Source organism: Streptomyces sp. NPDC059248 (assembly GCF_042753905.1).
GTDB lineage: Bacteria > Actinomycetota > Actinomycetes > Streptomycetales > Streptomycetaceae > Streptomyces.
The window spans coordinates 118,936-129,543 of the sequence record NZ_JBHYZV010000010.1 but is presented as its reverse complement, the minus strand read 5'-3'; the positions used below and the strand labels follow the sequence as shown (position 1 = coordinate 129,543).

At 71.7% G+C, this 10,608-nt stretch carries 10 protein-coding genes; 7 read left to right on the top strand and 3 right to left on the bottom strand.

The window, feature by feature from the left end; all coding sequences use genetic code 11:
* Positions 1-174 precede the first annotated feature (174 nt).
* Positions 175-1,425 (bottom strand): methionine adenosyltransferase, encoded by a 1,251-nt coding sequence (locus ACFXG1_RS06970; RefSeq protein WP_384714370.1) that lies wholly within the window; start codon positions 1,423-1,425, stop codon positions 175-177.
* Positions 1,426-1,597: 172 nt separating this feature from the next.
* Here ACFXG1_RS06970 and ACFXG1_RS06965 point away from each other — a divergent pair, with 172 nt between their 5' ends.
* The gene (locus ACFXG1_RS06965) at positions 1,598-2,647 is read left to right on the top strand and encodes an AAA family ATPase (protein ID WP_384714373.1); all 1,050 of its coding nucleotides are present in this window, start codon (positions 1,598-1,600) and stop codon (positions 2,645-2,647) included.
* Positions 2,647-3,198: a guanylate kinase gene (locus ACFXG1_RS06960; protein ID WP_384714376.1), complete on the top strand. Its 552-nt coding sequence runs from the start codon at positions 2,647-2,649 to the stop codon at positions 3,196-3,198. Before ACFXG1_RS06965 ends, ACFXG1_RS06960 begins: the two co-directional genes overlap by 1 nt.
* Here the strand turns inward: ACFXG1_RS06960 and ACFXG1_RS06955 are convergent.
* Both ACFXG1_RS06955 and ACFXG1_RS06950 read right to left on the bottom strand, forming a co-directional pair.
* The gene (locus tag ACFXG1_RS06955) at positions 3,182-4,054 is read right to left on the bottom strand and encodes a DUF1932 domain-containing protein (RefSeq protein WP_384714380.1); all 873 of its coding nucleotides are present in this window, start codon (positions 4,052-4,054) and stop codon (positions 3,182-3,184) included. The genes ACFXG1_RS06960 and ACFXG1_RS06955 overlap by 17 nt on opposite strands.
* Positions 4,051-4,722 carry an HAD family hydrolase gene (locus ACFXG1_RS06950; RefSeq protein ID WP_384714383.1) on the bottom strand — a complete coding sequence of 224 codons (672 nt, stop codon included), beginning with the start codon at positions 4,720-4,722 and terminating at the stop codon, positions 4,051-4,053. Before ACFXG1_RS06950 ends, ACFXG1_RS06955 begins: the two co-directional genes overlap by 4 nt.
* Positions 4,723-4,947: 225 nt before the next feature.
* On the opposite strand from ACFXG1_RS06950, the gene ACFXG1_RS06945 reads away from it, so the two are divergent.
* The 5 genes from ACFXG1_RS06945 to ACFXG1_RS06925 all read left to right on the top strand — a co-directional run bounded on the left by ACFXG1_RS06945 (position 4,948) and on the right by ACFXG1_RS06925 (position 10,594).
* Positions 4,948-6,684, top strand: a complete 1,737-nt coding sequence (locus ACFXG1_RS06945; RefSeq protein ID WP_384714386.1) for a histidine kinase — start codon at positions 4,948-4,950, stop codon at positions 6,682-6,684.
* A gap of 101 nt (positions 6,685-6,785) precedes the next feature.
* On the top strand, positions 6,786-7,457 hold the full coding sequence (locus ACFXG1_RS06940) for a response regulator (protein ID WP_384714389.1): 672 nt from the start codon (positions 6,786-6,788) through the stop codon (positions 7,455-7,457).
* A gap of 205 nt (positions 7,458-7,662) precedes the next feature.
* Entirely contained in the window at positions 7,663-9,129 is a 1,467-nt protein-coding gene (locus ACFXG1_RS06935) for a DUF2252 domain-containing protein (RefSeq protein ID WP_384714392.1), read from the top strand.
* 33 nt (positions 9,130-9,162) lie between these two features.
* On the top strand, positions 9,163-10,104 hold the full coding sequence (locus ACFXG1_RS06930) for a hypothetical protein (RefSeq protein ID WP_384741446.1): 942 nt from the start codon (positions 9,163-9,165) through the stop codon (positions 10,102-10,104).
* 145 nt (positions 10,105-10,249) lie between these two features.
* Positions 10,250-10,594: a rhodanese-like domain-containing protein gene (locus tag ACFXG1_RS06925; RefSeq protein ID WP_384717092.1), complete on the top strand. Its 345-nt coding sequence runs from the start codon at positions 10,250-10,252 to the stop codon at positions 10,592-10,594.
* The last annotated feature ends 14 nt before the right edge of the window (positions 10,595-10,608 follow it).

Sequence of the window (10,608 nt, the reverse complement as noted above, 5' to 3'; positions counted from 1 at the left end):
CCACCGAGGCGTGGCCCGCGTCGTGGTACCCGTCGAGATCGAGCGACCAGCGCGCGGCCGCCTCGGCCAGGAGCTCCGGTACGGCGTCGAGCCAGCGCTCCACCGGGCGGCCGTAGTGGGCGGTCAGCCGTCGTCGGCATCCGGCGGGGACCGGAACGCGGATGGCGGCGGCCATCAGCTGAGCACCACACCGTCGTGGACGATCTCGTGAGTCAGTTCCGGGAAGCCGCCGAGCGCCTGCTCGACGAGGAGGTGGACCTTGTCGATCTGGGAGCGGGGTTCCGAGAGCCGGACGAGGACCCGCCACGGCTGGTCGAGCGCCTGCCCCGTCGCACTGACCAGGTGGACCTCGGCATAACCGCCGGTCTCCTCGTGCAGGGACCGGGCGAGACGGGCCGCCGCGAGGTTGTAGAGCTTGCCGACGTGGTAGACCGGGTTCTTCCCGTTGGCGCCCTCCAGGTTCATCGGCCGGAGCGGTGTGATCAGGCCGTTCACCCGGTTTCCCCGACCCACGACGCCCTCGTCGCCGGATTCGATCGAGCTGCCCGTGCAGGTGAGGTACAGCTCGTCCGCCTGCGGTACGTCCCGTACGTTCAGCCGGAAGCCCACCGGGGTGCCCGGCAGTCGCTCGGCGGCCATCCGTCGGCACTCGTCGAGTACCGCCTGTTTGTTCTCCAGGTACGCGGTACGACCGGCGACGTGGGCGGACTTCTGCGGGACGCAGAGCACGATGTCCGTCCGCTGCTCGTCGGAATAGCCCATGACCTTCACGTCCGAACCGCACCAGCCGTGCTCCTCGGTGAAGGCGCTGCGTCCGGAGAAGTGGTCGGCCAGCTCGCGCACGAAGCTCTCGAAGGAGCTTTCCGGGGCCCAGCCCGTACCGATCGAAGTGTCGTTGGACAGGAGGGTTCGCCGTTCCCTCAGGTCTTCTGCCGACCGCGGGGCGAACCACCTGGCGCGTTCGGGGGCTCGACCGTCCGTGAGGACGGCACCGGGACTGGAGTTGCCGGTGATGTGGAGACGGATGTCCAGGTGGTCCACGACTTCCGGAAGCCGCTCGGCGAAGAACGCGCGGACGGTGGACACGACCACATCGTTCACCGGGATCTGCCGGGTGCCGCAGGACATGGCGGCCCTGCCGTTGACGAGGACACGGACGGGGGCCGTCATCCGACCGCCTCCGTAGCGCACTTCGCTCGCACCGCCGAGGAGGGCCAGCTTGTCGAAGTTGTGGTGCAGAACGGCGCCGAAACGATCCAGGGTGTAGCGGCTGTACGCCTGGGACAGGCGCTCTGCGAGGTGGTCGGCGAGGGTATCGGGGTGTCCGAGGCCCTTCCGTTCCACGATGGTCGTCGTGTTCGGGCGGGGCGTGCCCGTCTCGATCACGATACGACTGCGGCCGATGGTCCGGGTGGTGCGCTGCATTGCGTACTCCTTCGGTTCTCGTACGGGGAGTTCCGGAGCGGGACCATCACATCGCTCGGGAGCCCGGCCAGGTATCACGGGCCGTTAGCCGAACCGTTCGCCGTTCGGGCCCGGACTTTTTCAACTTCCGCTTTCACATGCGTTCATGAAGTGCAGACTTAGGCTCCGGGGCATGCGGAGAGCGGAACGGGCGGTAGGGGAATTGGGCAGAGTCCGCGCGGGCTGGCGGCCGGAGAGGCTCCGGGAACAGCGGGAGACCCACGGCCTCACGCTGGAGGGGGCGGGGGAACGGCTGCGCGAGGTGGCACGGGCCGCCGGTGTGACGGTTCCCGCGGCGAACTTCCAGACCCTGTGGCAGCACGAACAGGGCGAGGTGTATCCCGGTCCGCATTACCGGCGCGCTTACTGTTTGCTCTACCGGGCCACCGAGCCCGAACTGGGTTTTCGGCACCGTCTGCCCGGTGAGAAGACCCATTTCGCGTTCACCCCGTCCGACGCCTCCGCCGCCGGAGCCCACAACGGGTCACATCTCCTGGCCGTCGAGCGCGCCCTCCTGCAGATCCGGCCCGGTACCGAGGACTCCGACAGCGGGCAGCTCCACCAGCGGATCCTCGACGCCTGGAAGCGGCGCCACACCGGAGGAGACCCCAACCGGCCTTCCCTCGTTCTGGTCGGCGGCTACGCGGGCAGTGGCAAGTCCGAGTTCGCCCGCTTCCTCTCCCAGCTCACGGGCTGGCCCGTACTCGACAAGGACCCGCTCACGCGGCCGCTGGTGGAGCGGTTGCTGACCGCCCTCGGCGGCGACCCCCACGACCGCCACACCGAGGTCTACCGGGAGCAGGTACGGCCCCTCGAGTACCAGTGCTTACTCGAAGCGGTGTACGCGAACGTGGACTGCACCATCAGCACGGTCGTCACGGCACCCTTTGTCGCCGAGCTCACGGACCAGCGCTGGATGCGGCGTCTGGTCAACCGCTGCGAGGCGCGCGGGGTGTCGGTTTCGCCCATCTGGATCTCGTGCGACATCGAGACGATGCACGAGTACATGGGCTTCCGTTCCGCCGCCCGGGACGCTTGGAAGCTCCGGAACTGGGACGACTATGTCGCCACCATCGATCCCGATCTCCGACCCGTCATGCCTCATCTCGTGGTCGACAACCGCCTGGGGGCCGCGGTCTCGCTCACCGATCAGGTCCGCCAGGTCTTCGGGACGGTGTTCTGATGGAACGGGGAATTCTGCTCTACGGGCCGCCGGCGTCGGGCAAGGACACCATCACGGCCGTACTCGCGGGGCTCGACCGGCGGTACGCCCCCTTCACCCGTCTCAAGATCGGCGCCGGTCGCACCCACGGGTACCGGATGGCTTCGCGCCGGGAGCTGGAGCGGTTGGAAGAGTGTGGCGACGTGGTCTACCGCAACGACCGCTACGGCAATACGTACGTCGTGGACCGGCCGGGTCTGCGGGAGGCCACTTCCGGCGGCTCGGTTCCGGTGGTCCACCTCGGGCAGATCGCCGGGGTCCGAGCGGTGGCCGAGGGCTTCCCGGCCCGATGGTGCCGGGTCCTGCTGTGGTGTCGGCGTGAGACCACGGAACGGCGCTCCATCGGACGCGGCGACGGGGATACGGCAGCGCGCCTCGGGGCCTGGGACGCCACGGAGCGCGATGTCACCAACCATCCGGGTACGGAGTGGGACCTTCGCGTGCATACCGACGACGTACCCCCGCAGGACGCCGCCGCGCGGATCCACGCCCTGGTCACCGCGGCGGACTGACCGTTCCTGACTTGCCGTCCCGAAGGCGGGCGAGTGCTTCCTCGATGCTCAGGTCGGCGTCGCGCGCGTCCTCCCAGTGGGAAAGGACGGTGGCCACGGCGCGCATGAGGTCGTCCGGCAGGCCGGAGTCGGCGACCAGGTCGGCGGCCTCTTCCAGCTCCGGCGCCCAGCGCCAGGCGCGGGCCGCGGTCCTGGGGATGTAGTCGGGCTCGGCGAGGTAGCTGCCGGAACGCCGGCCGGCCAGGTCCAGGAGTTCCGAGGCGACCCCGTTGGCTTCCGCCACCCCGTAGGCGAGGGCCGCGAGGACACGTGAGGACTTCTGATAGCTGGTGTAGGCGAGCTTGAGGGCCGACGCGGCCCCGATCGTCTCGCCCAGTCGGCAGAGCCGCACATCCGTAGCGGTGAAGAGCCGGTCCAGCAGGTCGACGGCCTCCACCGGGCCCGATGCGTAGAGGCGCGGGGTCTTCCCGCCGACCGGTGGTGAGCCGACGACGGCGGCATCGACGACCACGGTCTCCGGCAACGCCTCCGCGATACGCCGGAGGCATCGGGACGAGACGGCATTCGCCTCGACATAGATCTTTCCCGCCGGACGGTGACCGGCCACTTCCCGGGCGACGTCCTCGGCGGCCGCCGGTGGACAGAGGGCGATCACCACATCGGAGCGGGCGACCAGATCGGCCATCCCCTCGGCCGCGGTCAATCCCGCCTCACGCGCGCGGCGGACGGTGGCCGGGCCGCGGCCCGTCGGATCCCACACCACCCGGGCGCCCGCGCGCCGTAGTTGGGCCGCGACCGCCGCGCCCATGCTGCCGGGATGCAGCAGGCCCACCGTCGTCGCTGATACCGGATTCACGCGATGCTCCTTCTCGGCCCGGACGCGAGGGAGCCGAGCAGCCGGACGGCGGCAAGGGCGTCGGGGACCTTATGGTCCGGTTCGGGGAGATGGTCTGGCCAGGTGGTGCCGCGGTGGATCCACACGGTGCGCAGTCCGACAGACCGGGCACCACCGATGTCGTTTGTCGCGCTGTCGCCGACCATCCAGCCCCCGCCGCCGTGGAGACCTCCGCATCGGCGCACCGCTTCGTGGAACAGGGCGGGTTCCGGCTTCCGAACTCCCGCTTCCTCGGAGACGCATACCGCGTCCACCCGGTCCGCGATCCCCGTGGCACGGAGCTTGGCCCACTGGATGTCCGCCGCGCCGTTCGTCGCGATCCCGATCCGCCAGCCGGCGGCCCGCAACTCCTCCAGGCCTGTCAGTACCCCGGGTGGGCACAGAACCGCGGCGGCGATGTCCTCGCGGTACCCGGACCACAGCACCGCGGCCGGATCGCCGAGCCGGAATCGGGCGCGGATCACCTCGAAGTGGGCGGGGTCCGCCCGGTCGGCCAGCAGGTTCGCCAACCACGTCTCGGCTGTGCGGTCGAGACCGTGGCGGGTGCTGAAGGACACGGCCCAGTCGCGCAACGCGAGCTGCCGGTCCAGCAGGGTGTTGTCGAGGTCGAAGAGCACCAGGGGCCGCACGGCCCGAGCCTAGACCGCGGTTTTCCCGCGCCGTCGGGGCGGTCCCCGGTCTCGCGGCGTCGGCCGACTGCCGACCGCCGACTGCCGGGTGGCGGAATGCGGAGCGCGTGGGCCCCGGTGGGTCGGGCCGTGGGTTCGGGTGCGACCTTCGTCGGTGGGGGGTGGGACGAAAGGGGGACGGCGGGGGTGGGTGGGGGTGCCTAGGGTGCCGGGGTGGAGGTGGTGATGAAACTCTGGGCCGGGCGGGTGCGCCGGGGGTGGGAGTGGCTGGAGCCTGATGCCCGGCGGCGTCGGACTGCCTGGGCCGAGTTGGCGTTCGTCCTGGTCGTGGGGGGTTTGACGGCCGGGTTCGGGCTGCTGCTCGACGACTGGGCGTCGGGCTGGATGGTGCTGCTCGGGGTCGGGACGTCGGTACTGGCGCTGTTGCGGCGGCGGTATCCCGCAGCTGTGTTCCTGGTCACGGCCGGGGCCTCCGGGGGGTTTCCGGCCATGGCGCTCGCACTGACGCCGATGGCCTGGTCGGCGGGGCGCCGGATCGAGCAGTCGGGGCGGGCGCTGGCCACCTTCACCGGGGCGTATGTGCTGGTCAACGCGGTCGAGCTGGTGAACAAGGGGCCCGGTGCGTTCTCGGCCGGGATGGTGTTCTTCGGCGCGCTGTTCTATCTGGGGCTGTTCGTCATGCCCGGGCTCGCGGGCCGGTATCTGGCCCAGCGGCAGACCCTGCTGGACACGCTGCGGGAGCGGAACGCCCAGTTGCTGTGGGAGAGCCGGATGGTGGCGGGGCAGGCGCGGCTGCTGGAGCGGCAGCGGATCGCCCAGGACATGCACGACAGCCTCGGGCACCAGCTGGCGCTGATCGCGGTGCACACCGGGGCGCTGGAGGTGGACCGGGAGCTGACCGACCGGCAGCGGGAGGCCGTGGGGGTGCTGCGGCAGGCGTCGGTCGGGGCGATGCACGAGCTGCGGGAGGTCGTCGGCATCCTGCGGGACGGGGAGAGCGCCGGGCCGGAGTCGATGGACGAGGCGGGGCGGGCCGCCCGTGGAACGGCCGGGGTGGCGTCGCTGGTGGCGGCGGCCCGGGGGGCGGGCAAGGAGGTGGCGCTGCGGCACAGCGGGGAGCGCAGGCCACTGGCGGCGGCGGCGGACCATGCCGCGTACCGGATCGTCCAGGAGGCGCTGACCAATGCCTACAAGCACGCGCCGGGCGCCTCGATCGCGGTGGAGCTGCGGTACGAGCCCGATTCCCTGGTGGTGGAGATCGTCAACGGTCCGGTGCGGCCCGATGGGCCCGTGGGGGAGGTCGTCAGTGGAGGGCAGGGTCTGACGGGGCTGCGGGAGCGGGCCCGGCTGGTCGGTGGGATCGTGCACGCCGGGGCGGTCGAGGACGGAGGCTTCCGGGTGGCCGGTGTGCTGCCGTACGGGACCGGTGAGAAGGCGTCTTTCGTCGCACCGGGCGACGACTTTCCGAGGCAGCCCGGCTTCGGGCCCCCCGGCGACGGTGTTCCGGCGATGAACTGGAGCAACACGTCGGGACAGGAGCCGGTGATGAGTGATGCGTACAGGCCCGCGGGTGGGCGGCGCGGCACGCTGGGCGGGATCGGACTGGGCTGTGGGATATCCGTGCTGGTTCTGGTGCTGCTGGGGGCCGCGATCGTGGTCGGGGGCTACTTCCTGTTCCGGTCCGCCGAAAAGAACCTGATGAGCGAGAAGGAGTACAACGCGATCGGGATCGGTACGGCCGAGGAGGACGTACGGAAGAAGATGCCGTCCGGCGACTCGTTCTGGTCCACCGGGATCGACGGCGCCGAGGGGCATCCGAAGGAGCCCGAGGGCGCCGAGTGCCTGGTAGCGATCTCGGAGGAAGTGGGGAGCGCACTGGACCGCGAACCGGTGTTCCGGTTCTGTTTCCGGGACGGCAAGCTGATCGAGAAGAAGTCGTACGAGGTGAAGACGGACCTCTGAGACCCTCGGACGCGGCCGGGCGGGGAGCACCGGCCGGGACCGGGCAGACTGTTGAGCGGCCGGGACGGTCCGGCCGTGGCGAGGGCGAGGGTGGGCGCGCAATGGCGGGGGATCGTATCCGGGTGGTCGTCGCGGACGACGAACCGCTGATCAGGGCCGGGATCCGGATGATCCTCACCTCCGACCGGCAGATCGATGTGGTCGCCGAGGCGGCCAACGGCCGTGAGGCGGTGGAGGCCGCCCGGTCGCACGGCGCGGATGTGGTGCTGCTGGACATCCAGATGCCGGTGATGGACGGACTGACGGCCCTGGCGGAGCTGAGGAAGGCGGCCCCCGGGACCAGGGTGATCATTCTGACCACCTTCGGTGAGCGGGAGAACGTGCTTAGGGCCCTCGAGTCCGGGGGCGCCGGCTTTCTGCTGAAGGACACCGCGCCCGCCGAGCTGATCGGCGCCGTACGGGCGGCGGTCGCCGGGGACGCGTATCTCTCCCCCGGCGCCACCCGGCATGTGATCGATCAACTGGCGACGGGCCGGTCGGCGGGGCGGGGCGAGCAGGCCAGGGCCCGGATCGCCCAGTTGAGCGCGCGGGAGCAGGACGTTCTGGCACTGCTCGGCGAGGGGCTCTCCAACGCCGACGCGGGCAGACGGCTGCATATGAGCGAGGCCACCGTGAAGACCTATGTCAGTCGGCTCCTGGCCAAGCTGGAGTGCGACAACCGGGTTCAGGCGGCGCTGCTGGCGCGGGACGCGGGGCTCGGTCCCCAGGAGTGATCCGGGTGGGTCCGGGGCGCGAGGGTGTTCCGGGGCGCGGGCGGGATGCCGACCGTGTTTCACGTGAATCCGGGTCGTGTTTCACGTGAAACAGCCCGGTCGCGGTATGCGCGGGTGGGGTAGGGGGCTTCGGGGTGTGGCGGTACGGTCGGGGCAGCCGGGATCCCGGTACGGGCGGTACGGAGTGGGGGAGGCGGCGCGCGCGATGAGCTGGGTCGATACGGAGACGGCGACGGTGAGTTCCACGGGCGGCGGTCCGCGGATTCCGGTGGTCCCGGGGTTCGCCCCGGGCAGTGGTGGTGGCGGCGGGACGGGCCCGGTGGCCGTCTCGCCCAAGTGCGCGGGGAAGGCGCTGCGCGACCGGGTGCCGCGTTCGGCGCACGCGTCCCTGGAGCTGCCCGCGGGGCGGCCCGACGCGGTCGAGGCCGTGCTGGAGTCCAGCCGCGGCCGGGTGCCGGAGCTGACCCCGCTCCGGGTCGGCAGGATGATGGCCTCGCCCTTCGCCTTTCTGCGCGGCGCGGCCGGGCTGATGGCCCACGATCTCGTCGGTACCCCGGTCACCGGGGTGGGCGCCCAGCTCTGCGGTGATGCCCACGCGGCCAACTTCGGTCTGTACGGGGATGCCCGGGGCGGACTGGTGATGGATCTCAACGACTTCGACGAGACCGTGCCCGGACCCTGGGAGTGGGACCTCAAGCGGCTGGCCACCTCTTTGGTGCTGGCGGGGCGGGCCGGGGGCGCGGACGAGACCGTGTGCCGCAGCGCCGCCTTCGACGCGGTGGGCGCGTACCGCCGCACCATGCGACTGCTGGCGAAGCTGCCCGCCCTGGACGCGTGGAACGCCATCGCGGACGAGGAACTGGTCTCCCATACGGATGCCCGTGATCTGGTGGGCACCCTGGAGCGGGTCTCGGAGAAGGCCCGTAACAACACCAGCGCCCGGTTCGCGGCGAAGTCGACACGGGCCGTGCCGGAGGAGGAAGGCGGCGGGCGGCTGTTCGTCGACGCGCCCCCGGTGCTGCGGCGGGTGCCGGACGCGGAGGCCGCGGCGGTCGCCGGGGCGCTGGGGGAGTATCTGACGACGGTGGCGGAGGACCGGCTGCCGCTGCTGGCCCGCTACGCGATCCACGATGTGGCGTTCCGGGTGGTGGGGACGGGCAGCGTCGGCACCCGCTCGTATGTGGTGCTGCTGCTGGACCACCGGGGCGATCCGCTGGTGCTCCAGGTGAAGGAGGCCCGTCCGTCGGCGCTGCTGCCGTATCTGGCGGCGGCCGGGTTCCCGGTGCCGGAGACGGACCACGAGGGCCGCCGGGTCATACGGGGCCAGAAGCGGATGCAGGTCGTGAGCGACTCCCTGCTGGGCTGGACGACGGTCGACGGCCGGCCGTTCCAGGTACGGCAGTTCCGGAACCGCAAGGGCAGTGTCGATCCGGCGGAGCTCTCGGCCGGGCAGCTCGACGACTACGGGCGGATGACGGGCGCGCTGCTTGCCCGGGCGCACGCGCACAGCGCCGATCCGCGGCTGCTGGCCGGGTACTGCGGCCGGGGCGAGGAGCTGGACGAGGCCGTGGCCGCGTTCGCGGTGCGCTACGCGGACCGTACGGAGGCGGATCACGCGGTTCTGGTGGCGGCGGTCGGGGACGGCAGGATCGCGGCCGAGACGGGCGTGTGACGGCGACGGGCCGCCCGCCCGTACTCTGGGCGGGTGACCCACGAAGCGCCCGGCGGGCCGACGATCCGTGACGACGACCGGACCCCCGCCCACGACGACATCGAGGACGGCGCCCGGGACGGTTCCCCGGGCGGCGCCCGGGACGGCGCGGCGGCGACCGCCGGCGGCGGGCCGGGGGAGGCGGGCGTCCCCACGGACGCGGAGCGTCCCGAGGCCCGGCTGGAGCGGGCCGTCCGCGCGGCCGAGCAGGCACTGATCGAGTTCGAGATCGCGGTGGAGACGTTCCGGGTGGAGGTGGAGAACTTCTCCCGGCTCCACCACCAGAAGCTCGGGCCGATGTACACCCGGCTCGACGAGCTGGACGCGGAGCTGGCGGAGGCCAGAGCGGCGCGTACGGGCGATCCGGAGGATCTGCGCAAGGCGCGGGAGGCCCGGGCCGCCGTTCTGCCCATGCCGGGTGTGGAGGAGCTGTTCCAGGGCTGGATGGACGGCGACGGGCTGCCGCCCGAGGCGTCGGCGATGCTGACGGGCCGGTCGGTACGGGCGCCGCAGCGGGTGCGGCCGGGCGAGGAGGCTCGGCGGCTCTACCGGGAACTGGCCCGTAAGGCGCATCCGGATCTGGCGCAGGAGGAGACGGAGCGGGCCCGGCGCGAGGAGTTCATCACCCGGGTCAACGCCGCCTACGCGCTCGGCGACACCGAGGCGCTGCGGGAGCTGATCGCCGAGTGGGACGCCGGACCGGCGCCCGCCGAGGACTTCCTGGGAGCGGCCGAGGAGCTGTACGCCCGGCTGGAGTGGCTGGCCCAGCGGAAGGAGCTGCTGGTGGTGATCGCCCGGGAGCTGGAGGAGGGCGCGATCGGCAGCATGCTGCGGATGGCTCCCGACGACCCGGACACGCTGCTGGACGAGATCGCCGACCAGCTGCTGGCGCAGGTCGCCGAGCGGGAGCGGGAGCTGGCCGCGCTCCTCGGTTAGGGTCGGTCGGTCGGTCGGATCCGGCAGGTCCGGCCGATCCGGTAGGTCCGGTAGGTCCGGCCGGACGCGGGATCGGAGGTCGTTCCCGCACCGCCCGCCCACAGGGGGCGGGTCGGCCCGTCGTGTACGAGAAGAGGCTTGCCCCATGAATTTCGCCGCGTTGCCCACGGTGACCGTGACCGAGGTACCGGCCGACGGGCTGATGCTCGACGTCCGCGAGGCCGACGAGTGGGAGGCGGGCCATGTGGAGGGCGCGCTCCATGTGCCGATGAGCGACTTCGTGGCCAGGTTCGGTGAGGTCACCGAGGCCGTGGAAGACGGTCGGCGTGCCTTTGTGATGTGCCGGTCCGGTGGGCGGTCCGCCCAGGTCACGGCCTATCTGACGCAGCAGGGCATCGATGCGGTGAACATCGACGGCGGGATGTACGCGTGGGAGGCCGCCGGGCGTCCGATGGTCACGGAGGGCGAAGGTCCGGCGATCGTGCTCTGACCGGTCCGGTCGGG

Coding starts and splice junctions, on each gene's coding strand:
- ACFXG1_RS06970 (WP_384714370.1), bottom strand. CDS start 1,425: ATGCAGCGCACCACCCGGACCATCGGCCGCAGTCGTATCGTGATCGAG.
- ACFXG1_RS06965 (WP_384714373.1), top strand. CDS start 1,598: ATGCGGAGAGCGGAACGGGCGGTAGGGGAATTGGGCAGAGTCCGCGCG.
- ACFXG1_RS06960 (WP_384714376.1), top strand. CDS start 2,647: ATGGAACGGGGAATTCTGCTCTACGGGCCGCCGGCGTCGGGCAAGGAC.
- ACFXG1_RS06945 (WP_384714386.1), top strand. CDS start 4,948: ATGAAACTCTGGGCCGGGCGGGTGCGCCGGGGGTGGGAGTGGCTGGAG.
- ACFXG1_RS06940 (WP_384714389.1), top strand. CDS start 6,786: ATGGCGGGGGATCGTATCCGGGTGGTCGTCGCGGACGACGAACCGCTG.
- ACFXG1_RS06935 (WP_384714392.1), top strand. CDS start 7,663: ATGAGCTGGGTCGATACGGAGACGGCGACGGTGAGTTCCACGGGCGGC.
- ACFXG1_RS06925 (WP_384717092.1), top strand. CDS start 10,250: ATGAATTTCGCCGCGTTGCCCACGGTGACCGTGACCGAGGTACCGGCC.